This window comes from Pseudomonas sp. PDNC002 (genome assembly GCF_016919445.1).
Taxonomy (GTDB): domain Bacteria; phylum Pseudomonadota; class Gammaproteobacteria; order Pseudomonadales; family Pseudomonadaceae; genus Pseudomonas.
In genome coordinates this window covers 2,165,418-2,191,744 of sequence record NZ_CP070356.1, presented here as the reverse complement: position 1 = coordinate 2,191,744, position 26,327 = coordinate 2,165,418, and the positions used below count along the sequence as shown (strand labels likewise).

General features: G+C 63.6%; 24 protein-coding genes. 12 read left to right on the top strand and 12 right to left on the bottom strand.

What is annotated here, in order from left to right; all coding sequences use genetic code 11:
* Positions 1–73: 73 nt before the first annotated feature.
* Positions 74–799, bottom strand: a complete 726-nt coding sequence (pgeF, locus tag JVX91_RS10190; RefSeq protein ID WP_205339114.1) for a peptidoglycan editing factor PgeF — start codon at positions 797–799, stop codon at positions 74–76.
* Positions 796–1,755 (bottom strand): 23S rRNA pseudouridine(1911/1915/1917) synthase RluD, encoded by a 960-nt coding sequence (rluD, locus tag JVX91_RS10185; protein WP_205339113.1) that lies wholly within the window; start codon positions 1,753–1,755, stop codon positions 796–798. Before rluD ends, pgeF begins: the two co-directional genes overlap by 4 nt.
* A gap of 147 nt (positions 1,756–1,902) precedes the next feature.
* Here rluD and JVX91_RS10180 point away from each other — a divergent pair, with 147 nt between their 5' ends.
* The 4 genes from JVX91_RS10180 to JVX91_RS10165 all read left to right on the top strand — a co-directional run bounded on the left by JVX91_RS10180 (position 1,903) and on the right by JVX91_RS10165 (position 6,247).
* Positions 1,903–2,928 (top strand): outer membrane protein assembly factor BamD, encoded by a 1,026-nt coding sequence (locus JVX91_RS10180; protein ID WP_205339112.1) that lies wholly within the window; start codon positions 1,903–1,905, stop codon positions 2,926–2,928.
* A gap of 150 nt (positions 2,929–3,078) precedes the next feature.
* Positions 3,079–3,315 (top strand): PP0621 family protein, encoded by a 237-nt coding sequence (locus tag JVX91_RS10175; protein WP_205339111.1) that lies wholly within the window; start codon positions 3,079–3,081, stop codon positions 3,313–3,315.
* Positions 3,305–4,894 carry an ATP-binding protein gene (locus JVX91_RS10170; RefSeq protein WP_205339110.1) on the top strand — a complete coding sequence of 530 codons (1,590 nt, stop codon included), beginning with the start codon at positions 3,305–3,307 and terminating at the stop codon, positions 4,892–4,894. The genes JVX91_RS10175 and JVX91_RS10170 overlap by 11 nt, the downstream gene beginning before the upstream one ends.
* A 9-nt stretch (positions 4,895–4,903) precedes the next feature.
* Complete coding sequence (locus JVX91_RS10165; RefSeq protein WP_205339109.1) at positions 4,904–6,247, top strand: sigma-54 dependent transcriptional regulator; 1,344 nt, start codon at positions 4,904–4,906, stop codon at positions 6,245–6,247.
* 13 nt (positions 6,248–6,260) lie between these two features.
* Here the strand turns inward: JVX91_RS10165 and thiO are convergent, their stop codons facing one another.
* Positions 6,261–7,370 (bottom strand): glycine oxidase ThiO, encoded by a 1,110-nt coding sequence (gene thiO, locus JVX91_RS10160; protein WP_205339108.1) that lies wholly within the window; start codon positions 7,368–7,370, stop codon positions 6,261–6,263.
* Between the two features lie 195 nt (positions 7,371–7,565).
* On the opposite strand from thiO, the gene JVX91_RS10155 reads away from it, so the two are divergent.
* The 7 genes from JVX91_RS10155 to JVX91_RS10125 all read left to right on the top strand — a co-directional run bounded on the left by JVX91_RS10155 (position 7,566) and on the right by JVX91_RS10125 (position 15,086).
* Entirely contained in the window at positions 7,566–8,078 is a 513-nt protein-coding gene (locus JVX91_RS10155; RefSeq protein WP_205339107.1) for a GspH/FimT family pseudopilin, read from the top strand.
* Between the two features lie 151 nt (positions 8,079–8,229).
* The gene (locus JVX91_RS10150) at positions 8,230–8,721 is read left to right on the top strand and encodes a GspH/FimT family protein (RefSeq protein ID WP_205339976.1); all 492 of its coding nucleotides are present in this window, start codon (positions 8,230–8,232) and stop codon (positions 8,719–8,721) included.
* Positions 8,722–8,729: 8 nt separating this feature from the next.
* Positions 8,730–9,230, top strand: a complete 501-nt coding sequence (gene pilV / locus JVX91_RS10145) for a type IV pilus modification protein PilV (RefSeq protein WP_205339106.1) — start codon at positions 8,730–8,732, stop codon at positions 9,228–9,230.
* Between the two features lie 9 nt (positions 9,231–9,239).
* Complete coding sequence (locus JVX91_RS10140) at positions 9,240–10,052, top strand: PilW family protein (protein ID WP_205339105.1); 813 nt, start codon at positions 9,240–9,242, stop codon at positions 10,050–10,052.
* The gene (locus tag JVX91_RS10135) at positions 10,049–10,651 is read left to right on the top strand and encodes a PilX N-terminal domain-containing pilus assembly protein (protein WP_240201721.1); all 603 of its coding nucleotides are present in this window, start codon (positions 10,049–10,051) and stop codon (positions 10,649–10,651) included. Before JVX91_RS10140 ends, JVX91_RS10135 begins: the two co-directional genes overlap by 4 nt.
* Positions 10,651–14,637, top strand: coding sequence for a PilC/PilY family type IV pilus protein (locus tag JVX91_RS10130; protein ID WP_205339104.1), 3,987 nt, complete (start codon positions 10,651–10,653; stop codon positions 14,635–14,637). The genes JVX91_RS10135 and JVX91_RS10130 overlap by 1 nt, the downstream gene beginning before the upstream one ends.
* Complete coding sequence (locus JVX91_RS10125) at positions 14,634–15,086, top strand: type IV pilin protein (RefSeq protein ID WP_205339103.1); 453 nt, start codon at positions 14,634–14,636, stop codon at positions 15,084–15,086. The genes JVX91_RS10130 and JVX91_RS10125 overlap by 4 nt, the downstream gene beginning before the upstream one ends.
* Positions 15,087–15,142: 56 nt before the next feature.
* Here the strand turns inward: JVX91_RS10125 and ispH are convergent, their stop codons facing one another.
* From ispH to murJ, 6 genes are all read right to left on the bottom strand, one after another.
* Positions 15,143–16,087, bottom strand: coding sequence for a 4-hydroxy-3-methylbut-2-enyl diphosphate reductase (gene ispH / locus JVX91_RS10120; RefSeq protein WP_205339102.1), 945 nt, complete (start codon positions 16,085–16,087; stop codon positions 15,143–15,145).
* Positions 16,088–16,184: 97 nt separating this feature from the next.
* Positions 16,185–16,637, bottom strand: a complete 453-nt coding sequence (gene fkpB / locus JVX91_RS10115) for an FKBP-type peptidyl-prolyl cis-trans isomerase (protein WP_205339101.1) — start codon at positions 16,635–16,637, stop codon at positions 16,185–16,187.
* Complete coding sequence (gene lspA, locus JVX91_RS10110) at positions 16,630–17,139, bottom strand: signal peptidase II (protein ID WP_205339100.1); 510 nt, start codon at positions 17,137–17,139, stop codon at positions 16,630–16,632. Before lspA ends, fkpB begins: the two co-directional genes overlap by 8 nt.
* Positions 17,132–19,966: an isoleucine--tRNA ligase gene (gene ileS, locus JVX91_RS10105; protein ID WP_205339099.1), complete on the bottom strand. Its 2,835-nt coding sequence runs from the start codon at positions 19,964–19,966 to the stop codon at positions 17,132–17,134. Before ileS ends, lspA begins: the two co-directional genes overlap by 8 nt.
* Positions 19,967–19,987: 21 nt before the next feature.
* Positions 19,988–20,926, bottom strand: a complete 939-nt coding sequence (gene ribF / locus JVX91_RS10100; protein WP_205339098.1) for a bifunctional riboflavin kinase/FAD synthetase — start codon at positions 20,924–20,926, stop codon at positions 19,988–19,990.
* Between the two features lie 106 nt (positions 20,927–21,032).
* The gene (gene murJ, locus JVX91_RS10095) at positions 21,033–22,571 is read right to left on the bottom strand and encodes a murein biosynthesis integral membrane protein MurJ (RefSeq protein WP_205339097.1); all 1,539 of its coding nucleotides are present in this window, start codon (positions 22,569–22,571) and stop codon (positions 21,033–21,035) included.
* Positions 22,572–22,824: 253 nt separating this feature from the next.
* Between murJ and rpsT the strand changes: the two genes are divergently transcribed.
* On the top strand, positions 22,825–23,094 hold the full coding sequence (gene rpsT / locus JVX91_RS10090) for a 30S ribosomal protein S20 (RefSeq protein ID WP_009617555.1): 270 nt from the start codon (positions 22,825–22,827) through the stop codon (positions 23,092–23,094).
* Positions 23,095–23,224: 130 nt separating this feature from the next.
* Here the strand turns inward: rpsT and JVX91_RS10085 are convergent, their stop codons facing one another.
* From JVX91_RS10085 to cgtA, 3 genes are all read right to left on the bottom strand, one after another.
* Positions 23,225–23,680, bottom strand: a complete 456-nt coding sequence (locus JVX91_RS10085) for a CreA family protein (RefSeq protein WP_205339096.1) — start codon at positions 23,678–23,680, stop codon at positions 23,225–23,227.
* Positions 23,681–23,691: 11 nt separating this feature from the next.
* The gene (gene proB / locus JVX91_RS10080) at positions 23,692–24,810 is read right to left on the bottom strand and encodes a glutamate 5-kinase (protein WP_205339095.1); all 1,119 of its coding nucleotides are present in this window, start codon (positions 24,808–24,810) and stop codon (positions 23,692–23,694) included.
* A 204-nt stretch (positions 24,811–25,014) separates the two neighbouring features.
* Positions 25,015–26,235 (bottom strand): Obg family GTPase CgtA, encoded by a 1,221-nt coding sequence (gene cgtA / locus JVX91_RS10075; RefSeq protein ID WP_205339094.1) that lies wholly within the window; start codon positions 26,233–26,235, stop codon positions 25,015–25,017.
* Between the last annotated feature and the right edge of the window lie 92 nt (positions 26,236–26,327).

Below are 26,327 nucleotides of genomic sequence, written 5' to 3'. Positions count from 1 at the left end.
CGCGATCGACTGCCGACCACATCGAGCTGCCGGTTGCACATCGCGGACAGAGTCCGCTCCTACGAAGTAGGCGTCAGGCCAGCCAGATCAGGCTGGCCAGGCGGCCTGTGCGGGAGCTGCGGCGGTAGGAATAGAAGCGCTCGGTATCGGTGAAGGTGCAGTAATCGCCACCGTACACAGCCGTCACGCCTTTCGCCGCCAGGCGAATACGCGCCAGCGCATAGATGTCGGCCATGTATTTACCGGTATTGGCGCTGGGCTCGAAAGCGCGCTCGGCCTCTACGTGATCCGCGAGGAACGCCTCGCGCACCTCAGCGCCCACTTCGAAAGCCTGCGGACCGATGGACGGGCCGAGCCAGACCAGCAATTCCTGCGGCTCGATACCCATGGCGTCGACGGTGGCTTCCAGCACGCCACCCGCCAACCCGCGCCAACCGGCGTGGGCGGCCGCCACACGCGTGCCGGCGCGATCGCAGAACAGTGCCGGCAGGCAGTCGGCAGTCATGATGGTGCAGGCGATGCCGGGAGCGGCGCTCCAGCTGGCATCCGCCGTGGCGACAGCGGACGGATCGGCTTGCACTACGTCGATTCCGTGCACCTGGCTCAGCCAGGCGGGCTGGCAACCCAGCTCCGCGGTGAGACGCCGGCGATTCTCGGCGACAGCCGCCGGATCGTCACCGACGTGGTCGCCGAGGTTGAAGCTGTCGAACGGCTCTCCGCTGACGCCGCCCGCGCGCGTGGTCACACAGGCGCGGACATTGGCCGGAGCCGGCCAGTCGGGCGTCAGCCAGGAGGTCATACGAAGGACTCGTTGTCCTGCCGCAGCAGGCTCAGCAGCCAGGTGAAGTCGTCCGGCAACGGCGACTCCCACTTCATGCGCACGTTGGTGGCCGGGTGGTCCAGCTCCAGGAAGCGCGCGTGCAGGGCCTGGCGCGGGAAATCACGCAGCGATTCAATCAGGGTCGGGCTCGCCCCCGGCGGAATGCGGAAGCGCCCGCCGTAGGTGGGATCGCCCACCAGCGGGTGACCGATATGCGTCATATGGACGCGGATCTGGTGGGTACGGCCGGTCTCCAGCTTCACGCGGGTGTGGGTATGGGCGCGGAAGCGCTCCAGCACACGGTAATGGCTGATCGCTACCTTACCGGCATCCACCACGGCCATTTTCTGCCGTTGCACGCCGTGGCGGCCGATGGGCGCATCGACGGTGCCGCCGGAAACGATCACGCCGGTGACAATGGCCTCGTAGATGCGGCTGACGGAGCGCGCTTGCAGCTGAGAAACCAGGTTGGTGTGGGCTTCCAGGGTCTTGGCCACCACCATCAGGCCGGTGGTGTCCTTGTCCAGGCGGTGCACGATGCCGGCGCGCGGCACGTTGGCCAGGTGCGGCACATGATGCAGCAGCGCGTTGAGCAGGGTGCCGTCCTGGTGGCCGGCGGCGGGGTGGACCACCAGGCCGGTCGGTTTGTCGATGACCAGGATGTGGTCATCCTCGTAGACGATGTCCAGCTCGATGTCCTGAGCCTTCCACTCGCCCTGGGCCTCGAGTTCGACTTGCAGTTCCAGACGGGAGCCGGCGTGAACGATGTCACGCGGGCGCAGAACCGCGCCGTCAACCGTGAGGTGGCCGTCCTTGATCCAGCCGGCAAGGCGCGAGCGGGAGTGATCGGAGAAGAGCTGCGCGGCGACCTGGTCGAGGCGTTGCCCACCGAGGTCGAACGGCACTTCTGCCGCGAGTTGGATGATATCGGACATGACTCGACACGAAGGGCGCGCGGCCTTTTGGTTCGGCTGCGCGCTGTGGTTAAATACGGGGCCTTTGTCCCAGGGGTATCCCTGGGGCGCCAATCATAACAGACGGTTGCGGCCGCGACAGCCGACCGTCCAGGGACGCAAGCCGCCATGCAAGTGAAACACCTGCTGCTGATCGCCACCCTCGCCTTCGTTACCGCCTGCTCCTCCAAGGGCGACAAGGTGGATGAGAACCTGAGCGAAAGCCAGCTGTACCAGCAGGCCCAGGAAGACCTCAATAACAAGAGCTACACCAACGCCGTCGCCAAGCTGAAGGCGCTGGAGTCCCGCTATCCGTTCGGTCGCTACGCCGAGCAGGCCCAGTTGGAACTGATCTACGCCAACTACAAGAACATGGAGCCCGAAGCCGCCCGCGCCGCCGCCGAGCGCTTCATCCGCCTGCATCCGCAGCACCCGAACGTCGACTACGCCTACTATCTCAAGGGCCTGGCCTCGTTCGACCAGGACCGCGGCCTGCTGGCGCGCTTCCTGCCGCTGGACATGACCAAGCGTGACCCGGGCGCCGCCCGCGACTCCTTCAACGAGTTCGCGCAACTGGTCAGCCGCTACCCGAACAGCCGCTACGCCCCGGACGCCAAGGCGCGCATGATCTACCTGCGCAACCTGCTGGCCGCCTACGAAGTCCACGTCGGCCACTACTACCTCAAGCGCCAGGCCTATGTCGCCGCCGCCAACCGTGGCCGCTACGTGGTCGAGAACTTCCAGGAAACCCCGGCCGTCGGCGATGGCCTGGCGATCATGGTCGAGGCTTACCAGCGCCTGGGGCTGAACGACCTGGCCGATTCCAGCCTGGAAACCCTGAAGGCCAACTACCCGGACAACCCCAGCCTCAAGGATGGCCAGTTCGTTCCGCGCGAGGATGAAGCCGACAACCGCTCCTGGCTGGCGAAGGCCACCCTGGGCCTGATCGAGACCAACGATGCCCCTCCGCACATGGAAACCCAGGCATCCAAGGACGTGATCAAGCAGTACGAAGACGCCGAGCAGCAGATCCCTTCCGAGCTCAAGCCTGAAAACCAGAGCGACGTGCAAGAGGAACAGCATGAGTCCGAAGGCAACGCTGGCAACAGCGACCGCTCGTGGTTCAGCTACATGACCTTCGGCATCTTCGACTGATTCCGACAGGTTCGACGAAAAAGGGAGGCTCCGGCCTCCCTTTTTCATGGGCGACTTTTCGGGATCGATCACCGCTCGTTCGCACCAAGTCCCTGTGCGTCATCGCGCAGCTTGGATAAACTGCCGCTCTTTACGCACCCAGGGATTGCCATGACCCGACTGCTGTTCTGGATCGCCCTCTTCATCCTGGCCTGGTGGCTGTGGCGCAAGGCCACCCGTCCGGCGCGCCCAGCGACGAAAGCGACCGGCGACGAGCGCGCCACGCCGATGGTTCGCTGCACCCAGTGCGGCGTCCACGTCCCGCAGGGCGATGCGCTGCAGGACGAACAGAACTGGTACTGCAGCCGCGCCCACCTCGAGCAGGACCGCTCCACCCGTGGCCGCTGAGGGCATCTCGCTTACCGGACAGGGCCTGCGCGTCCTGCGCCTGTACCACCTGTATCGCCTTACCATCGGCCTGGTATTGGTGCTGCTGATTTCCAGCAGCCTGGACGACGACCTCCTCAAGCTGGCCCATCCCAGCCTGTTCCATGTCGGTTGCTGGATTTACCTCGTCATCAACATCCTGATCGCGGTACTGATGCCCACACCGCGCCAACTGCTGCCTCTATTCATCCTGGCGGCGTTGGACGTAATCCTGCTCAGCGGCCTGTTCTATACCGCCGGCGGCATTCCCAGCGGAATCGGCAACCTGATGGTGATCGCCGTCGCCATCGCCAACATCCTGCTGCGCGGACGGATCGGCCTGCTGATCGCGGCGATTGCCGCCATCGGCCTGATCTACCTGACCTTCTACCTGAGCCTCAGCCAGCCCACAGCGATCAATCACTACGTGCAGGCTGGCGGTCTGGGTGCGCTCAGCTTCGCCTCCGCGCTGCTGATCCAGGCTCTGGCGCGGCGCCAGCAGATCGTCGAGAACATCGCCGAACAACGCGCCACTACCGTCGCCAATCTCGAAGAGCTCAACGCACTGATCCTCCAGCGCATGCGCACCGGCATTCTGGTGCTGGGCGACCGCCATCGCGTCCTGCTGGCCAATCAGAGCGCAACTGCCCTGCTGGGCGGCCAGGAGCTGGCGGGCCAATCCCTGACGCTGCACAGCCCGCACCTGATCAACAGCCTGCAGCAATGGCAGCAGAATCCAGCCCTGCGTCCACCCAGCATGCAACTGCTGGAGTCGGGCCCGACCGTTCAACCAAGCTTCATTCCCCTGCGCCGCGGCAACGAGCAGCATATCCTGATGTTCCTCGAGGACATCTCGCAGATCGCCCAGCAGGCGCAGCAACTCAAGCTTGCCGCGCTGGGACGACTGACCGCCGGCATCGCCCACGAGATCCGCAATCCACTTGGCGCGATCAGCCACGCCGCGCAACTGCTGCTGGAGTCCGAAGAACTCGACCCGCCGGATCGCCGCCTGACGCAGATCATCCAGGACCAGTCGCGGCGCATGAACCTGGTCATCGAGAACGTGCTGCAGCTGTCCCGGCGGCGGCAGTCCGAGCCGCAGCTCCTGGACCTCAAGTATTGGCTGCACCGCTTCGCCGGCGAGCTGCGCGAAGGCCTGCGCAACGGCCAGCAGATCCATGTGGAAACCGGCCAGGGCACAGTGCAGACGCGCATGGACCCGCATCAGTTGACCCAGGTACTGACCAACCTGGTCCAGAATGGGTTACGGTACAGCACTCAGAAAAATGGCGTCGGCCAGGTCTGGCTCAAGCTCTTCCGCGACCGCGAGACTGATCTGCCGGTGCTGGAAGTGCTCGACGACGGCCCCGGTATCGCCGCCGAACAGCGGGGGAAGCTGTTCGAGCCGTTCTTCACCACTGAAAGCAAGGGCACCGGACTGGGCCTGTACATCTCCAGGGAGCTGTGCGAAAGCAACCAGGCACGGCTGGACTACAAGACGCGCGAGGAAGGCGGCAGCTGCTTCCGTATCACCTTCGCCCACCCGCGCAAACAAAGCTAAGAATCCGCAATGAGCACGAGTCGCCAAAAAGCCCTGATCGTCGATGACGAACCCGATATCCGCGAGTTGCTGGAAATCACCCTGGGGCGCATGAAGCTGGACACCCGCAGCGCCCGCAACGTCAAGGAAGCCCGCGACTTTCTGGCGCGCGAACCTTTCGACTTCTGCCTGACCGACATGCGCCTGCCCGACGGCACGGGGCTGGACCTCGTGCAGTACATCCAGCAGCGCCATCCGCAGATGCCAGTGGCGATGATCACCGCCTTCGGCAGCCTGGATACCGCCGTCCAGGCGCTCAAGGCCGGTGCTTTCGACTTCCTGACCAAGCCGGTCGACCTCGGCCGCCTGCGCGAGCTGGTGCATTCCGCCCTGCGACTGCGCTCGCCGGGCGCCGAAGAAGCACCTGTGGATAACCGCCTGCTCGGCGACTCGCCGCCCATGCGCACCCTGCGCAACCAGGTCGCCAAGCTCGCCCGCAGCCAGGCGCCGGTGTATATCAGCGGCGAATCCGGCAGCGGCAAGGAACTGGTAGCCCGGCTCATCCACGAGCAAGGGCCGCGGGAGAACAACACGTTCGTTCCAGTGAACTGCGGCGCCATTCCCTCCGAACTGATGGAAAGCGAATTCTTCGGCCACAAGAAAGGCAGCTTCACCGGCGCCGTGGAGGACAAGCTCGGCCTGTTCCAGGCGGCCAATGGCGGCACGCTGTTCCTCGACGAGGTCGCCGACCTGCCGTTGCCGATGCAGGTCAAGCTGCTGCGCGCCATCCAGGAAAAGGCCGTGCGCGCCGTGGGTGGCCAACAGGAAGTCTCGGTGGACGTACGTGTCCTGAGCGCCACGCACAAGGACCTGGCCGCGGAAGTCGCCGCCGGCCGCTTCCGCCAGGACCTCTACTACCGGCTCAACGTCATCGAGTTGCGCGTACCGCCGCTGCGCGAACGCCGCGAAGACATCCCGCTGCTCACCGACCGCATGCTCAAGCGCCTGTCCGGCGATAGCGGCCTGGCGGCGGCCTCGGTGAGTCCCGATGCCCTGGAAAAGCTGAAGAGCTACCGCTTCCCAGGCAACGTGCGCGAGCTGGAGAACATGCTGGAGCGCGCCTACACACTGTGCGAGAACGATGTCATCCAGCCCCACGATCTGCGCCTGGCGGACGCCGGAAGCCCCGACAACGGTGGCGAAGCGAGCCTGGCGCAGATCGACAACCTCGAAGACTACCTCGAGGACATCGAGCGCAAGCTGATCATGCAGGCGCTGGAGGAAACCCGCTGGAACCGCACCGCGGCGGCACAACGCCTCGGCCTGACCTTCCGCTCGATGCGCTATCGCCTGAAGAAACTGGGGATCGATTGATCCCCAGGCTCGTTCAGACGATCGGTGTCGCCACCAGGCGGCCGTCCGGCGCATAGGGCGCCGCCTCGATGATCGGCTGACGCTGCTGCATCAGGTCCGCCAGCAATTGGCAGGACGCCGGCGCCAGCACCAGGCCGTTGCGGTAATGCCCAGTGTTCAGCCACAGGCCGCGATGGCCGGGTACCTCGCCAATGAACGGAATACCCCGCGGCGAGCCAGGTCGCAATCCCGCCCAGTGATTGACGGGCTCCATGACGGCCAACCGGGGGATCAATTCTTCCGCTGACGCCCGCAGGCTGGCCAGCGCTTCGTCGGACGGTGTCTTGTCGAAGCCGGCGTGTTCCAGCGTGCTGCCAATCAGGATGTGCCCGTCACGCCGGGGAATCGCATAGCGCCCCTTGGCCAGCACCATGCTGGAAAGGAAGTCCGGAGCGCAGCGATACAGGATCATCTGCCCCTTCACCGGCTCGACCGGCAACGCCAGGCCCAGCTTCGCCAGCAGTTGGCCACTCCAGGCTCCCGCCGCCAGCACGACAGAGTCAGCCGCGAAGTCGCCCTGCGCAGTGCGCACGCCTTGCACCCGCTCGCCCTCGCGCAGGAAGCCGGTTACCTCGACCTGCTCCTGCACCGTCACATTGGGCAGTCGCATCAACGCCTCGCGCAGGGACTTGGCCAGACGCGGATTGCGAACATTGGCCACGCCCGCCATGTAGACCGCCCGGCTGAACCCCTCGCCCAGCACCGGCACCGCGTCATGGACGGAGGCAATGCTCACCTCCGAGAGCGGGCGATCATGGGCACGCGCCCAGGCCAGCGCCTCGGCCTGGTCGTCAAGATCGAGCCAATAGAGGCCGGTGACGTGGACTTCCGGGTCGAGGCCCGTGTCGGCGAGCAGGCGGGCGCCCAGCTGCGGGTAGAAATCCTGCGACCAATGCGCAAGGTTGGCGACCGCCGCGCTGTAGCGCCAGGGATAGAGCGGCGAAACGATGCCGCCACCGGCCCAGGACGCTTCCCTCCCGGTCTCGCCGCGTTCCAGCAGGACTATCTCGGCCCCGGCCTGTCCCAGCGTCCAGGCAGTCAGCATCCCGACTACCCCGCCACCCACCACGATCACATCCGGCATACCACGCCCACCACTGCAGAGAATCAAAGGTCAATCGCCAGCCGCGCACTATACCGGGCAAGTCCCGTCGACGGAGCACGACGGAAGTCGGTGCGGCATCGGACCGCTCCTACAGGCCCTATCCAGAATGTCCGCAGGCAACCCAGCTGACCAGATCAATACTTCCGAGCTGCAATCAACCACAAGGAGCGGACCATGCCCAAGGATCAGGGCCTCAGCCTTATCGAACTGCTGCTCACCGTCGCCATTCTCGCCATCACATTATCCCTAGCAGCTCCGGGGCTCTCGGAGCTCCTGCGCAACCACCGCACCAGCAGCACGACCCACGAGTTGCGCAACGCGCTCGATTTCGCCCGGGAAACCTCGGTGCATACCGGCCAGCCGATCAGCATCGCCATCTCCGGAGTGGACTGGTCCTCCGGCTGGGAAGTCTTCGTCGACAGCGACAACCGCGGCACCCGCAACGCCAATACCCCGCCGCTCGCCGCCCACGGGCCGCTGGCGGGAGTCAGCGTTCGCACCGACAGCACGTCGCGTCGGTACATTCACTTCACCCCACGCGGCAACAGTATCCAGGCCAATGGCGCATTCCACTCGGGCTCATTGACGCTCTGCGGCGAAGGCCAGGTCAGCTACCGCATCGTCTTCAACAAGGCAGGACGCATTCGTACAGAGTCAGGAACTACCGAAGGCTTCTGTCCGCACTGACAGGCTTCTCACTCGCCTAGCGACGGGGTTCACAGATCGCCGAGGCACATGACCGGACATCGCCCTATCGCGAACGGTCATCCATAGAAAAAGGACATTTCCCACAAGACAAGGCAGCATTACCTCTATCTAAAAAGCGAGGAATGCGCCTATGTCGCGCCCCAAGGCATCGGCGGGGTTTACTGTTATCGAGCTGATGGTCGTAGTGTTTGTCGTGGCAATTTTTGTCAGCGTCGCATTACCCAGCTTCAGCACCGCCATCACCAACTCCCGTCTCCAATCTGCCAGCAACGAACTGGCGAGCTTGATTCAGTACGCTCGCAGCACCGCGGTGCAGAACAACCAGAGCATGAATCTCTGCGCCAGCAGTGGCGTCTGGTCGGTCCGCAAAAGCTGCACCGACGCCTCCGCCACCGTACTGCGATCCTTCACCCCGCCGACCGGCGTAACGGTCTCGGCATCGGTGGCCAGCCTGACCTTCCGCTCCAACGGCACCGCCAGCAGCGCGGCAGACCTCATCGCCTGCGTGAACAGCTCCGCCTCCACCGGCTACAAGCTGAGCGTGCAGGCCAGCGGTTTCGTTCGAATCAACGCCCAGGGCAAGGACGGTAGCTCCACCCTGAGTTCCTGCACCCCTTCATGAGAACCACGATGAAGAACACTCGCGGCTTCAGCATGATCGAAGTACTCATCACACTGGTGCTGGTCTGCATCGGCGTACTTGGCATGGTTGCTCTTCAAGGGCGCACCGTGAGCTACACCCAGGATTCGGTGCAGCGCAATACCGCGGCGGCGCTGGCCAACGACCTCGTCGAAATGATTCGCGCCAATCCCACGGGTTTGCCTGCCAGCTCGGGCTTCTACAAGGCAGCCAACAGCGCCTTCCCCGACGCGCCAACTGCCGGCTGCGGCAGCACCACCAACGTGCCGGCGGAACAACTGGCCTGCTGGGGGCAGAAAGCCGGAAAACTGCTGCCGGGCGCCAGCTCGTTGTTGACCAGTGACTTCTACGTTTGCCGCTCGTTGAACGCCAACAGCTGCGGTAACGGCTCCGCCGTGGAAATCCAGCTGGCGTGGACGGTGAAGGCAGGCGAGTGCATGGACAACAGCACAGCCACGACCTGTTACTACCGCCTGCGCACTGAAATCTAGGGACTCGTGATGAACAACCGATACCAACAGCGCGGCCTGTCGATGATCGAACTGATGGTCGCCTTGGCCATCAGCAGTTTCCTCATCATCGGGGTAACTCAAATCTACATCGACAACAAACGCAGCTACACCTTTCAGCAAAGCCAGTCGGAGAACCAGGAGGGTTCGCGTTACTCGCTGATTTTCCTGCAGCAGGAACTGGCGAAGGCTGGTTACCGCCGCCGTCCCGACGAGCCGGTGGACGCTGCGTTCAAGGCGGAGAACCTTTCAGGCTGCAACTTCTCTGCCGGCCAGACGGTGATGCGTATCAGTGCCAGCTCGGTATGCATTCGCTACCAGCCGCGCGACAGCAACGACCGTGATTGCCAGGGCAACGCCGTGGCGACAGCCGCCAACTTCACGTCGCCTTACACCAAGTCGACGGAGAATTTCGTCGAGCGTATCTGGTTCGACAGCGCGAACAACAACCTGGTGTGCACCCGTCAGACAGGCACCACCACCCAGGACTCGATCATGATGAGCGGGCTCGCCGACCTGCGCTTCGTCTTCGGCGTAGGCAGTGCCGCCAGCCCACGCAACGTGACCCAATACGTGGCCAGCCCCACCTCGACACAACCGGTCCTCGCCGTGCGCTTCATCACCCTGACCCGCAGCACCTCCAACTATGTGCGCGACGCCAGCACTGCCGATAACGCATTGCAGAACTGGAAAGACTACAGCGGCGCCACGGCTGCCGAAGTCACGGCCCTCAAGAACGCCGACAAGAACCAGCTCTATCAGTTCAGCCAGAACACCGTCACCCTCAGGAACCTGACGCCATGATGACCGCCAAGCCCCTCAGCAACTCTTTCGGCTCGCGGCAAAAGCAGACCGGTGCATCCCTGTTCATCGCGCTGATCATCCTGCTGCTCGTGACCCTTCTGGCGCTCTCCAGCACCCGCGAGGTCGCGTTGGAATCGCGTATCACGGCCAACTTCGTCGAGCAGCAACGCCTGGCCAACGGCGCCGAGGCGGGCCTGCGGGACGGCGAGTACTCGATGATCAATCGCCTGCGTCCCCTGGAGCCCACCGCGACCTGCGCGACCGCTGCGGCGGGTACCGTGCCTGACGCCTGCCTGCTCAAGCTGCGAAACAACACCGCTACCTATTCGTTGCTGTTCGATACAACGGGCCTTTCACGAGCCTATTACCCCAAGGATGGCACCCAGGCGGACAGCAGGATGCCCATCCTTTGGTACGCCCTCCCCGCTCCAGGTGGCGCGGAGTCCGGCGAGGCGGAAAACCCCGAGTACGGCAACATGATGAACCAGACGGGCACCTTCCGTTACGAGGTCAACGCCAAGGCTTCGACCACCGCGACCAGCAACGCTACCTACCTGCGTTCGACCACCGCCAAACTCTTCGACAACGGTGACCGTTGATGAAACCCAGGACCTTCTCCCACAAGGCATCGCTCAGCCTGCTGCTGTGCTCGATGCTTTTCAGCGCAACCCAACAGGCACAGGCCACGCTGCTGAGCGTCGCGCAGTCGCCGCTGATCCTCTCCGAATCGGTTGCCCCGAACCTGATCCTCACCCTGGATGACTCGGGCAGTATGCGTTACGCCTTCGCCCCGGACAGCATGGGCGACAACGGCGCCTATCGGCGCTTCAAGGCGGCCGTGTTCAACCCGATGTACTACAACCCTTCGGTCACCTACCTGATTCCCACGAAGGTCAACAGCGACGGTTCACGTGCCAACCCGGGCTACAGCACCTCGTTCACCGCGGCCTATTCCAACGGGTTCAAGACCAGCACGGGCACCACGGACCTGAGCAGCTCTTACTGGGTCACACGCAACTCCGATCCTGCGAGTGCGCCGGGCGCCAGCTTTACCTCTACCGACGCGGTATACGGGTGGCGCCAGTACGTACAGAACCCCGATGCCGACTTCGGCCCGAGGGTCCTCAGCCAGAACACCACGACCGGTAATCCGCAGGTCACCAACAACTATGTAAACAGCACGACCTTGCGCAGTTGCCCCTCAGGCAACGTAGTCTCCCCGGATAGCTCTACCGACTCGAACTCCACAACGGGAAGCGACGGTAGCGTCACCAAGGTCGACACCAGCACCACGACGACCTATGCCTTTGTCAGTTGCAAGAAGAACAGCGGAAACAGCCGCTACACGCTGATCACCAACGCGACCACCACAACGACCACCACAACGACGGTCACCAGTGCCGACAAGACCCAGTCCAGAGTGCCGGCCTACTACTACCTGTACGACACCACGCTGACCGGGTGTACCTCGACCACCACCGATGACAACTGCTATCGACTGGTCACCGTGTCGGCGACCTCCGGCGTCGGCAATACCGATGAGCGGCAGAACTTCGCCATCTGGTACTCGTTCTACCGGACACGCGCGCTGGCCACGCTGAGCGCCGCGAACCTTGCCTTCAACAGCCTGCCCACCAGCATCCGTCTGACCTGGCAGACGCTGAACGACTGTACGACGCTGAACTCCAGCAGTTGCGGCACCAACTATTTCCGCAAATTCTCCGACCAGCATCGCGGTAACTTCTTCACCTGGCTGAGCGGCGTGCCCTTCGTCAACGGCACCTCGCTGCGCCTTGCGATGAGCCGTGCCGGTGAGTTCCTCAAGAGCAACGATGCCTGGGCTTACGATCCCAACCCGTTCACCTCGAGCGGCGGCAGGGGCACAACCGTGCAGAGCCCGAGCTATGCCTGCCGCCCCAGCTATCAGATCATGATGACCGACGGCATGTGGAACGGCGATAACGGCACGACCAGTGCGACCCTCAAGCCCGACCAGAGCAATACGACGCTGCCCGACAGCAAGACCTACAGCAAGCAGGCACCGTTCAACGATGCCACCCAGAACACCCTGGCGGACCTGGCCTTCCACTACTGGGCCACCGACGCCAATACCAACCTGGACAACGACGTGAAACCCTTGCTGGTGGCGCCTAACACCAGCGACGCCACTGCCGAGTACTGGGACCCGCGCAACGATCCGGCCACCTGGCAGCACCTGGTCAACTACACCATCGGCCTGGGCCTGACGAGCGCGCTCGACAAGCCCGGCATCCCCTGGAACGGCGACACCTACGGCGGCGCGGGCTATACCGCATTAAAAAACGGCACCGCGTGGCCGGCGGCCAGCTCCGACAGCGCCAACAACGTCTACGACCTGTGGCACACGGCGATCAACTCCCGCGGCGAATTCTTCAGCGCCGACAGCCCGGACAAGATCGTCGAGGCGTTCCGCACCATCATCAACCGCATCAGTAACCGTACCGCGTCGGCAAGCGCCCCGGGCGTCACCGCCTCGGTCGTGGAGGACACCATCACTCGCGAGGTCTACGAGACCCAGTTCAACAGCGAGGATTGGTCCGGCAACCTGATCAAGTACACCATCGACAGTAATGGCGCACGCACGCAGTCCTGGGACCTGGCCACCACGCTCAACGGCGTGCAGGCCTCCGGACGCACGATCAAGATGTTCAGCAGCACCGGCACCAGCAAGCTGAAGGACTTCACCTGGGCCAACCTCAGCACCGCCCAGCAGACCTTGCTCAACCGCGACTACGACACCACCAACTCCACCGCCGATACCAAAGGCTCGCAACGCGTCGCCTACATTCGTGGCGACCAGAGCAACGAAGGTAGCGCCACGGGGCAATTCCGCGAGCGCGGCAGCGTCGTCGGCGACATCATCAACTCGTCGCCGGTGCTGGTGGGGACGCCGAAATACCTGGCCTACCTGGCAGACGCCATCGATGGCGCAACCACGGATGGAACCAGCAAATATGCAGCATTCCGCACGGCAAACAGCGCAGATGGTGCCAACCCGGCTCGCCGGCCAATGGTCTATGTGGGCGGTAACGACGGCATGCTCCATGGTTTCGACACTCGCACCGGAGCAGAAGTATTTGCCTATGTGCCGTCGGCAGTGATCGAGAACCTCTACAAACTACCGGCGAAGAAGTACAAGGGCGGCGCCCACCAGTTCTACGTCGATGGCACCCCGGTGGTCTCCGACGTTTATTACGGCGACGCCTGGCACACCGTACTGGTCGGCACGCTGCGCGCCGGCGGCCGCTCGATGTTTGCGCTGGACATCACCAACCCCGATGCCATCACCCTGCTCTGGGAGAAGAGTTTCGATACCAGCACCACCTACGCCAACATGGGATACACCTTCCCTACCCCATCCATCGCTCGCCTCCACAATGGCAAATGGGCGGTTGTCACCGGCAACGGCTACGGCAACCAGAGTGGTACCGACGCCGACAAGGCCTCGCTGATGATCCTCGACGTACAGACCGGCGACATGATCAAGGAGCTCGTCGTTACCGGGGACAACACCAAGGCGAATGGCATGTCCAGTGTGAAACTGGCAGACAACAACAGTGACGGCGTGGCCGATTACGCCTATGCCGGCGACCTGCAGGGCAACCTCTGGCGCTTCGACCTGTTCCCCGCCAGCGCACGCGACGGCACCGGGACGGATCCCTTCAAGCGCGGCACCGGCGGCATCACCGATTCTGCGAGCAACGCCAACGACTTTGCTGTTTCCTATGGCGGCAAGCCGATCTATACGGCCAAGGACAGCCGCACTACCGGCGCCACCGCACAGACGATCATGGCGGCGCCTTCGCTGGTACGCCACCCGACCACCCTGGGTTACCTGGTGATCTTCGGAACGGGCAAATACTTCGAAACCACCGACGGCAACGTCGACTCGACCCGCGCACAGAGCATCTACGGCATCTGGGACCGCAAGACCCGCGCCCAGAGCACCTCGGCCCCCAACCCGGCATTGGCTCGGAGCAATCTCGTCACCCAGACGATCACCGAGGAAGCGGCGAGCAATCCGTTCAGCGGCAACACCAACGTGGAAGGTATCCGTACCGTCAGTCAGAACTCGATCCAGTGGTACGCGACCGGCGCCACCGATACAGCGGACTCGAGCGTGAATAAATGGGGCTGGGTACTGGATCTGAAGATCGACGGCTCCAGCACCTTGAGCGGCGAGATGATGATCAACCCGATGGCAACGCGCGGTACCACGCTCCTGGCCAACACCCTGACGCCCAATGCCGACCCCTGCAAGGAAGGCGTTGACTCCTGGATCTATGGCCTTGATCCCTATACCGGCGGTCGCACCAAGTACAGCGTATTCGACTTGAACAACGACAAGACCATCAACGACAGCGACACCTACGGTAGTAGCAATAACGTCGTGTCGGGATACAAGAAACCCGGCGCTGGCGGCTTCACCACCAACAACGGCGAAATCTATACCTCTCCGGGCCTGGGCAGCGGCATGATGTACAGCTCCGGTCCTACCTCTACCGGGCGCCAGTCCTGGCGAGTCATTCCCGAGGAAGCACGATGAGAACCTCTTCGACCAAATCGGCCGGCTTCACGCTGATGGAACTGATGATCGTAGTCGCGGTGATCGGCGTCCTGGCGGCCATCGCCTACCCCAGCTACTCCAACTACGTACTGCGCGCCAATCGCAGTGAGGCTCAGGCCATGCTCAACGACGCAGCGGCCAGGCAGGAGCGCTACTACGCACAGAACTATGCCTATGTCGTCAGTGCCACCGACATGGGCAAGCTCGGCATGCGCAATACGACGGGCACCGGCAGCGCAACAGCGGTCAAGTCAGATACCGGTAAGTACACCCTGAGCGTCGGAACGGATAACAGCGGCTATATCCTGACCGCCACTCGGGCAGGACCGCAGGTCGCCGACACGACCTGCGGTAATCTCACGCTCAATGGTGCCGGGGTCAAAGGCGTCAGCGTATCGGGCGCCAGCGTCGCGGACTGCTGGAAATAACCGGCGCATAAAAAAGCCCGATCAATCGATCGGGCTTTTTCTTTTCCAGGCTCGGCTCAGATCGCCTTCACCCGCAATTCCTTCGGCATGGAGAAGGTGATGTTCTCCTCCCGCCCATCCAGCTCCACTTCGGGCTCGGCGCCCCAATCGCGCAGTTGCTGGATCACCCCGCGCACCAGCACTTCCGGCGCGGACGCACCAGCAGTGATACCGACGCGCTGCACGCCATCGAACCACTCCTTCTTCATGTCTTCGGCGCCGTCGATCAGGTAGCCGGGGGTACCCATGCGCTCGGCCAGCTCGCGCAGGCGGTTGGAGTTGGAGCTGTTCGGGCTGCCGACCACCAGCACCAGATCACACTGGTCGGCCAGTTCCTTAACGGCATCCTGGCGGTTCTGAGTGGCGTAGCAGATGTCGTTCTTGCGCGGCCCCTGGATGTGCGGGAATTTGCCGCGCAGGGCGTCGATCACCTTGGAGGTGTCATCCATCGACAGGGTGGTCTGGGTGACAAAGTGCAGCGCCTCGGAATTGCGTACTTCCAGCGCGGCAACATCCGCCTCGTCTTCCACCAGGTAGATGGCGCCGCCGTTGGAGTCATCGTACTGGCCCATGGTGCCTTCCACCTCCGGATGCCCCTCGTGGCCAATCAGGATGCACTCGTGGCCGTCGCGGCTGTAGCGCACGACCTCCATGTGCACCTTGGTCACCAGCGGACAGGTGGCGTCGAAGACTTTCAGGCCGCGATTCTCGGCTTCCTTGCGCACCGCCTGGGAGACGCCGTGGGCGCTGAAAATGACGATGGTGTCGTCCGGTACCTGGTCGAGTTCTTCGACGAACACGGCGCCACGGTTGCGCAGGTTCTCCACCACGAACTTGTTGTGCACCACTTCATGGCGCACATAGATCGGCGGGCCGAAGACGTCGAGGGCGCGGTTGACGATCTCGATCGCCCGGTCGACGCCGGCGCAGAAGCCGCGGGGATTGGCGAGTTTGATTTGCATGGTGGCCTCGGGTGCTACGCAAGCCGGCCCACAAGGGGCCGGTAGGAATACTTCGCCTGGTGCGAAACGGCCCGTTGAATCCGGACCGGCCGCTCGGTCAGGCTGATTTCACGTCAATGATATCGACTTCGAAGGCCAGCGTTTTGCCGGCCAGCGGATGGTTGAAATCGATGGTGACGTGCTGCTCGTCGAACTCCTTGACGATGCCCGGCAGCTCGGTCTTGGCGGCATCGTTGAAGATCACCAGCAGACCTTCGGCCAGCTCCATGCCCTGGAACTGGTCACGCGGCATCACCTGAACGTTGGCCGGGTTCGGCTGGCCGAAGCCCTGCTCCGGCTCGATGGTCAGGGTGCGCTTATCACCGGCCTTGAGGCCGAACAGCGCCTGCTCGAAGCCCGGCAGCAGGTTGCCGTCACCGACCTTGAAGGTGGCCGGCTGCTTGTCGAAGGTGCTGTCGACGACATTGCCGTCATCCAGTTTCAGAGCGAAATGCAGGGTGACCTGAGAATCACCGCCAATACGCTGAATGGTGTCAGAAGAATCAGCCATGGGCGGTCTCTCCGGATTTCTTCGATTTGAACATGTCCAGCGCCAGCATGATGGCGCCGACGGTGATGGCGCTATCGGCCAGGTTGAACGCAGGGAAATACCAGCGGTTCTGCCAGTGCACGAGGATGAAGTCCACCACGTGTCCCAGGACCATGCGATCGTACAGGTTGCCCAGCGCGCCACCCAGCACCAGGGCCAGGGCGATGGCCAGCCAGGTCTCGCCACGCTTGAGGCGCTTGAGCCAGACCACCAGCACACCGCTGACCACAATGGCGATCAGGGCGAACAACCAGCGCTGCCAGCCCGAGCTGTCCGCCAGGAAGCTGAATGCGGCGCCGGTGTTGTAGGCCAGGGTCCAGCTGAACAGGTCGGGGATCACCACGATCTGTTGGTACATGTTCAGCTCGGCCTGGAAAAAGGCCTTGCTGACCTGATCCAGAACGAACACGACCACGGTGATCCACAGCCAGGGCAGACGGCCGAAACGATCGGCGTTAGGCATAGTGACGCACCTCGCCCGCGCCTTCGATGTTCTCGACGCAGCGGCCACACAGCTCCGGATGCGCGGCATTGCTGCCGACGTCCGCGCGGAAGTGCCAGCAACGGCCGCACTTGGCGTGGGAGGACTTCACGACCTGCAGCTTCAGGCCTGGCAGTTCGCTCGCCACCGCGTCGGCCGGCGCTGCGGACAGCGGCGCGACGGTGGCGGCGGAAGTGATCAGCACAAAGCGCAGCTCATTGCCCAGCTTCTCCAGGCGCTTGGCCAGGGAGTCTTCGGCGTAGAGGGTGATCTCGGCCTGCAGGTTGCCACCGATGGTCTTGGCGCTGCGCAGGTTCTCCAGCTCCTTGTTCACGGCGGCCTTGGCAGCCATGACCTCGTCCCAGTAGGCACGATCCAGCTCGGCGTCGGCCGGCAGCTCGGAGAGGCCGTCGTACCAGGTGGTCAGCATCACCGACTCGGCGCGCTCGCCCGGCATGAAGCTCCAGATTTCCTCGGCGGTGAAGGCCATGATCGGCGCGATCCAGCGCACCAGAGCCTCGGCGATGTGGAACAGCGCGGTCTGGCAGGAACGGCGGGCAACGCTGTTCGCCTGGGTGGTGTACTGGCGGTCCTTGATGATGTCCAGGTAGAAGCCGCCCAGCTCCTGCACGCAGAAGTTGTGCACCTTGGAGTAGACGTTCCAGAAGCGGTAGTCGCGATAGGCCTCTTCCAGCTCGCGCTGCAGCTGCAGGGCGCGGTCGATGGCCCAGCGGTCCAGGGCCAGCAACTGGTCGTTGGGCAGCAGGTCCTTGGCCGGGTCGAAGCCGGACAGGTTGGACAGCAGGAAGCGCGTGGTATTGCGGATACGACGATAGGCGTCGGCGCTGCGCTGGAGGATCTGCTGGGAAACGGCGATCTCACCGGAGTAGTCGGTGGACGCGACCCACAGGCGCAGGATGTCGGCGCCCATGCTATCGATCACGGTCTGCGGCACCACGGTGTTGCCCAGGGACTTGGACATCTTGCGGCCGGACTCGTCCACGGTGAAACCGTGGGTCAGCAGCTGGCGGTACGGCGCGTGGCCGTCGATGGCGCAGCCAGTCAGCAGCGAGGAATGGAACCAGCCGCGGTGCTGGTCGGAGCCTTCCAGATAGAGGTCGGCGGCCGGGCCGCTGGCGTGGCCCAGCTCGGCGTGGGAGCCGCGCAGCACGTGCCAGTGCGTGGTGCCGGAGTCGAACCAGACGTCCAGGGTGTCATTGATCTTGTCGTACTGCGCGGCTTCATCGCCCAGCAGTTCGGCGGCGTCGAGCTTGAACCAGGCTTCGATGCCTTCTTTCTCGACGCGCAGGGCGACTTTTTCCATCAGCTCGACGGTGCGCGGGTGCAGCTCACCGGTGGCCTTGTGCAGGAAGAACGGGATCGGTACGCCCCAGTTGCGTTGACGCGAGATGCACCAGTCCGGACGGCCAGCGATCATGCCGTGCAGGCGCGCCTGGCCCCAGTTGGGCACGAATTCGGTTTCAGTGATGGCTTCCAGCGCGCGCTCGCGCAGGGTGGCGCCGGTCTGCGGCTGCTTGTCCATGCCGACGAACCACTGCGCAGTTGCGCGGTAGATCAGCGGGGTCTTGTGGCGCCAGCAGTGCATGTAGCTGTGGTTGATGGCCGCGTGCTTGAGCAGCGCGCCGACTTCCTCGAGCTTGGTGACGATGGCCGGGTTGGCCTTCCAGATGAACTGGCCGCCGAAGAACGGCAGGTCGGCCACGTACACGCCGTTGCTCTGCACCGGGCTGAGGATGTCGTCGTTGCTCATGCCGTACTGCTTGCAGGTACGGAAGTCGTCCTCACCGTAGGCCGGGGCGGAGTGAACCACGCCGGTGCCGGCGCCCAGTTCGACATACTCGGCCAGGTAGACCGGCGACAGGCGCTCGTAGAACGGATGACGGAAGCGGATCAGATCCAGCGCTTCGCCTTGTGCGGTAGCGATGACCTTGCCTTCCAGGCCGTAGCGTTGCAGGCAGGACTCGACCAGTTCCTCGGCCAGCACCAACAGGCGCTCGCCGGTATCGACCAGCGCGTAGGTGAATTCGGGGTGGACGTTCAGTGCCTGGTTGGCCGGGATGGTCCAGGGGGTGGTGGTCCAGATGACGATGGCGGCGGGCTTCGGCAGGCTGGCCAGGCCGAAGGCGGCGGCCAGCTTGTCGGCGTCTTCCACCGGGAAGGCGACGTCGATGGCGTCGGACTTCTTGTCGGCGTATTCAACCTCGGCTTCAGCCAGGGCCGAGCCGCAGTCGAAGCACCAGTTCACCGGCTTCAGGCCCTTGAACACGAAGCCCTGCTTGACCATCTCGGCGAGGGCGCGGATTTCGCCGGCCTCGTTGGAGAAGTTCATGGTCTTGTAGGGATTGTCCCAGTCACCCAGCACGCCCAGGCGGATGAAGTCGGCCTTCTGCCCTTCGATCTGCTCGGCAGCGTATTCGCGGCACAGCTCGCGGGTCTTGTCCGCCGGCAGGTTCTTGCCATGGGTGGTCTCGACCTTGTGCTCGATCGGCAGGCCGTGGCAGTCCCAGCCCGGCACGTAGGGGGCGTCGTAGCCAGCCAGGGTCTTGGAGCGGACGATGATGTCCTTGAGGATCTTGTTGACCGCGTGACCGATGTGGATGCTGCCGTTGGCGTAGGGCGGGCCATCGTGCAGGATGAATTTCGGGCGACCTTCGCCAATCTTCCGCAGCTTCTGGTACAGGCCAATGTCGTTCCAGAGCTTGAGGGTTTGCGGCTCGCGCTGCGGCAGGCCGGCTTTCATCGGGAAGTCGGTTTCGGGAAGGTTCAGAGTGGCTTTGTAATCGGTCATCTCAGGGCCTGTTCAGGATCTTCAATCAAGCGGTTGGCCCAGCCAGTAGGCTCGGGCGGCGGCGATGTCGGCGAGGATGGCCGCCTTGAGTGCCTCGAGCGAGGCGAAACGCTGCTCATCACGCAGCTTCTGGTGGAACGTGATATCCAGGTGCTGGCCGTACAGATCGCCGGCGAAATCCAGCAGATGCACTTCCAGGTGGGGCCGGCCATCGCCATTCACTGACGGCCGGGTGCCGATGTTGGCAACCCCGTTCTGACGCTGACCAGCCACCATGGTGCTGACCAGGTAAACGCCGTTGAGCGGCGCCTTGCGGCGCTTGAGCTGGATGTTCGCGGTGGGCGAACCCAACGTGCGACCCAGCTTCTGCCCGTGCAGCACGCGGCCGCTCAGGCGATACGGGCGACCCAGCAGGCGCTCGACCATGTGCAGGTCACCGTCGGCGAGGTCCTTGCGGATACGCGAGCTGCTGACGCGCATGCCGTCGACTTCCACCGTGGTCGCGGCTTCGACGGTAAAGCCCTGCTCCGCACTGGCGTTGACCAGGAAGGCGAAGTCACCGGAGCGGTCGCAGCCGAAGCGGAAATCGTCACCCACTTCCAGATGGCGGACCCGCAGCCCCTCCACCAGCACCTGGCGGACAAACTCAGCGGCCGACAGCTCGCGCAGACGGCGGTTGAACGCCAGGCAAAGGACGAAATCGACGCCGTACTGGCGCAGCAGTTCGAGCTTCTCGCGCAGGCGGCTCAGGCGCACCGGCGCGGCATCGGGCGCGAAATACTCGCGCGGCTGCGGCTCGAAGATCACCACGCAGCTGGGCACGCCCAGCTCCAGCGAACGCTCGCGCAGACGCCCCAGGATCGCCTGGTGGCCGAGATGGACGCCGTCGAAGTTACCGATGGTGGCGACACAGCCCCCGGACAGGGGCCGCAGGTTGTGAAGGCCTCGAAGCAGCTGCATAGCGCGCGTATTGCTCAGAAAGTGGTCGATTATACCCGCACCCGCCGCGGCGCGACAGGCAAAATGCCGTCGCCGCAAACGGATGCAATGCTTTGCCGCGCGAAGGTTACAGCACCGCGCGCCGGGAGAAGTCCCGCAGGCGGAAGCCGAGAATCGCCAGCATACCGAAATAGGCGACTACGCCGGCCACCACCAGCACGCCCAGGCGCACCAGGCGAATCGGCATCCCGCCCTGATCCCAGGCCGGCATGAAGTACATCATGCCGATCAACACGGCGCACATCACCAGTACAGATGCGACTAATTTGGCGATGAACCTGCCCCAGCCTGGCTGCGGGTCGAACAGCTGTTGCTTGCGCAGTTGCCAGAACAACAGGCCAGCGTTCAGACAGGCCGCCAGACTGATGGCCAGGGCAAGACCCGCATGCTTGAGCGGGCCGATGAACACCAGGTTCATCAGTTGGGTGGAAACCAGGGTGAACAGCGCGATCTTCACCGGCGTCTTGATGTTCTGCCGCGCATAGAAGCCCGGCGCCAGCACCTTCACCAGGATGATGCCGAGCAGGCCGACGGCGTACGCGATCAGCGCGCGCTGGGTCATCAGGGCGTCATGGGCGCTGAACTTGCCATACTGGAACAGCGCGACGGTCAGCGGCTCGGCGATCACCGCCAGGGCCAGGGAACACGGCAGTACCAGCAGGAAGCACAGACGCAGCCCCCAGTCCATCAGCCGCGAATACTCGTGGCGGTCATCGCTGGCATAGGTCTTGGCCAGCGACGGCAGCAGGATGGTGCCCAGCGCCACGCCGAGCACGCCGGACGGCAGCTCCATCAGGCGGTCCGCGTAGTACATCCACGACACCGAGCCGGCGACCAGGAAGGAAGCGAAGATGGTATTGATGATCAGCGAGATCTGGCTGACCGAGACACCGAGGATCGCCGGTCCCATCTGCTTCATCACTCGCCACACGCCGGAATCGCGCAGATTGATGCGCGGCAGCACCAGCATGCCGATCTTCTTCAGGTGCGGGAGCTGATAGAGCAGTTGCGCCAGGCCGCCCGCCAGTACCGCCCAGCCCAGCGCCATGATCGGCGGATCGAAGTACGGCGTCAGGAACAGCGCGAACAGGATCATGCTGACGTTCAGCAGGGTCGGCACGAAGGCCGGCACCGAGAAGCGGTTCCAGGTATTGAGGATCGCCCCCGCCAGGGACGCCAGCGAGATCAGCAGGATATAAGGGAAGGTCACCCGCAGCAGGGAACTGGTGAGCTCGAACTTCTCCGGCGAGTCGACGAAACCGGGCGCCGTCACCCAGATCACCCAGGGCGCAGCAAGGATGCCGAGCGCCGTGACGACCGCCAGGATCAGAGTCAGCAGGCCGGAAACATACGCGATGAAAGTGCGCGTCGCCTCCTCGCCCTGCTGGGTCTTGTACTCGGCCAGGATCGGCACGAACGCTTGGGAGAACGCTCCCTCGGCAAAGATTCGGCGCAGCAGGTTGGGCAGCTTGAAGGCGACGAAGAAGGCGTCGGTGGCCATACCGGCGCCGAACATGCGGGCGACGATGGTATCGCGCACGAAGCCAAGCACCCGCGAGATCATGGTCATCGAGCTGACCGCGGCCAGCGATTTGAGTAGGTTCATAGCGTCCAAAACAGGTAGAATGGCCGCCCCTGCCGGGCGCGGCACTGGCTTGGAGCGATTGCTCGCATGCCAGGCGAAGCGCAGCAGTGTAGGGCCGCGGGGCGAATAAATCACCCCGTCCGCCGGCCAGTGTACGCCCGTCGCACCACTCGTCGGAGGTTGCCCATACCCTTGACAAGGCCTTGATGCAACGGCATTATTCGCGGCCTTAATTTATTCGCAACATCCCAAGTTTTTTTCGAGGAGCTCGACGGTGGCCAACACACCTTCCGCCAAAAAACGCGCCAAACAGGCTGAGAAGCGTCGCAGCCACAACGCCAGCCTGCGTTCTATGGTTCGTACCTACATCAAGAACGTAGTCAAAGCAGTCGACGCCAAGGACCTGCCGAAGGCCCAGGCCGCTCTGGTTGCTGCCGTACCGGTCATCGACCGCATGGCCGACAAAGGCATCATCCACAAGAACAAGGCCGCTCGTCACAAGAGCCGCCTGAACGCCCACGTGAAGGCCCTGGCCACCGCGTAAGCGTTCCGTTCTTGAAAAACCGGCCCCAGGGCCGGTTTTTTATTGCCTGCGATTTGCCTACCTGACACTTATCCAAGGGGCGGCTTTCTGCGGGCAAAAAGAAAGGGCGGTCAGCCCGCCCTTTTCTTTCTTACTTCTCAGGCCACGGCATGATCGGAATCGCCGTCACCGCATTCTGCGGACTACCCTCGATCACCCGGTCGCTGTAAACCAGATAGACCAGCGCGTTGCGCTTCTTGTCGAAGAAGCGCACCACCTGCATGGTCTTGAACACCAGTGAAGTACGCTGCTGAAACACCACCTCGCCGTCCTTGAGCTCACCAGCGAAACGGATCGGCCCGATCTGGCGACAAGAGATCGACGCCTCGGCGCGGTCCTCCGCCAGCCCCAGCCCACCCTTCACACCGCCGGTCTTGGCGCGGGACAGGTAGCAGCTGACGCCCTCCACCTTCGGATCATCGAAGGCCTCGACGAGGATCTTATCGTTCGGCCCGACCCACTTGAAGACGGTGGACACTTCGCCGATCACATCGGCCCGAGCCAGCGCCGGCAGCAACATCAGTGCAGCGATCAATCCCTTGCGCATGCGAATGCTCCTCAGACGAGAACCAGGTTGTCGCGGTGCACCAGCTCAGGCCCATCGACATAGCCAAGCAGGCCTTCGATGGCATCGGTCGGCTGGCCGACGATCTTTTGCGCCTCGAGCGCGCTGTAATTGGCCAGCCCGCGGGCGATTTCGCGCCCCCGCTGATCCACACAGACCACCATCTCACCACGACGGAAACTGCCCTGAACGGCCTTCACGCCGACCGGCAGCAAACTCTTGTGATCCTGAGCGACCGCTTTCACAGCCCCATCATCCAGCACCAGCGTGCCGCGCATCTGCAGGTGGCCAGCCAGCCACTGCTTGCGCGCCGCCTTACGGCTCTGCTCGGGAGTCAGCAGCGTGCCGAGGCGCTCGCCGACACGCAAACGATCCAGCACGCGCTCGATACGCCCGCCGACGATCACGGTATGCGCACCAGAACGCGCAGCCAGCCGCGCAGCGCGCAGCTTGGTCTGCATGCCACCACGCCCCAGCGCGCCGCCGGTACCGCCAGCCACCGCATCCAGCGCCGAATCATCCGCACGGGCCTCGAAAATCAACTGGGCATCGGGATTGTTGCGCGGGTCGGCATCGAACATGCCGTCTCGGTCCGTGAGGATCACCAGCAGATCAGCCTCGACCAGGTTGGCCACCAGCGCCGCCAGGGTATCGTTGTCGCCGAAGCGGATCTCGTCGGTGACCACGGTGTCGTTCTCGTTGATCACCGGGATCACGCCGAGATCGACCAACGTGCGCAGGGTATTGCGCCCGTTCAGGTAACGCTTGCGGTCCGAGAGGTCGTCATGAGTCAGCAGCACCTGCGCAGTCTGCAGGCCGTGCACGCCAAAGCTGGACTCCCAGGCCTGCACCAGGCCCATCTGCCCCACCGCGGCAGCCGCCTGCAGCTCGTGCATGTCGCTAGGTCGGGAAACCCAACCCAGGCGACTCATGCCCGCCGCGACAGCGCCCGAGGACACCAGCACCAGCTCGACGCCCGCGCAATGCAGCGCGACCATTTGCTCGACCCATACCGCCATGGCGTCGCGATCCAGACCACGACCATCAGCGGTCAGCAACGCACTGCCAATCTTGACTACCCAGCGCTTGGCGCCAGTTACCTTCTCACGCATACCCTCAACCTTAGAACCTGTCCAATGTCTGCCTGCGCTTGCCCATGCTGAGTTAAAAGCAGGCTCAAAATGCTCATTTACCACTCGTAAACTGCGCTTTTTCACCTGCTTTTGCCTTGCCTGAGCTGCGCTCGACGAGACTTTGAACAGGCTCTAGAAGTCAGGCCTCACACGTTACATCCGGACCAGCGGGCGCCGCTCCGATCAAGGCACATAGAAGATTTCCGGCCCATCGCCGTCGTCTTCGTCATCCTCGAAATCATCGTCATCCACATCGTCGGCATTCTTCAGACCGGCGCGGCGCAGAGCGCGGGCATCGTCCAGCGCCTGCAGGCGGGCGCGAGCCTCGTCCTCGATGCGCTGATCCAGCGCCGCCAGGGCTTCGCCATAGGCCGGCTCCTCCTCGATGCGCAGGGTGCGCTCGTCGAGGTATTTCATGATGTCCTGGCTCAGCTTCTCGGTGCCTTCGCGCTCCAGGGCAGAGATCACATAGACCGGACCTTCCCAACCCAGGCGATCGACCACGTCCTGCTTGCGACGCTCTTGCTCTTCGGGCTCGAGGATCTGGTCCATCTTGTTCAGCACCAGCCAGCGGTCACGCTCAGTCAGTGCCGGGCTGAATTTCTCCAACTCATGGACAATGATCTCAGCAGCATCAGCCGGGTCGCTTTCGTCCAGCGGCGCCATGTCCACGATATGCAGCAGCAGGCGAGTACGCGCCAGGTGCTTGAGGAAGCGGATGCCCAGGCCGGCGCCTTCGGCGGCACCTTCGATCAGGCCAGGAATATCGGCGACCACGAAGCTCTTGAAGCGACCAACGCTGACTACGCCCAGGTTCGGCACCAGGGTGGTGAAGGGATAGTCGGCGACCTTCGGCTTGGCGGCGGACACCGCACGGATGAAGGTGCTCTTGCCGGCGTTCGGCAGGCCGAGCAGACCAACGTCTGCCAGTACCTTCAGCTCCAGCTTGAGATCACGCGCCTCGCCGGGCTTGCCCGGAGTGGTCTGGCGCGGCGCACGGTTGGTGCTGGACTTGAAGCGGGTATTACCCAGGCCGTGCCAGCCGCCCTGGGCGACCATCAGGCGCTGACCGGCAGTGGTCAGGTCACCAATGATTTCCTGGGTGTTGGCATCGATGATGGTGGTACCGACCGGCACGGGCAGGACGAGATCGTCACCCTTGGCACCGGTGCAGTCCTTGCTGCCACCGTTCTCGCCGCGCTGGGCGTCGAAGCGGCGGGTGTAGCGGTAGTCCACCAGGGTATTCAGGTTCTCGTCGGCCTCGAGGAACACCGAGCCGCCGTCACCACCGTCACCGCCGTTGGGACCGCCTTTCTCGATGAACTTCTCGCGGCGGAAGCTCATGAGGCCGTTGCCGCCGTCACCGGCTTTCACGTGGATGGATACTTCGTCGACGAATTTCATTGCTAACGCCTCCCGCCGGAGGGCGGGTTGAATAAGAAAAGGAGCATAGGATACAGCCAAGTCCGCGCAAACGCCCGAACCGACGGCACCTC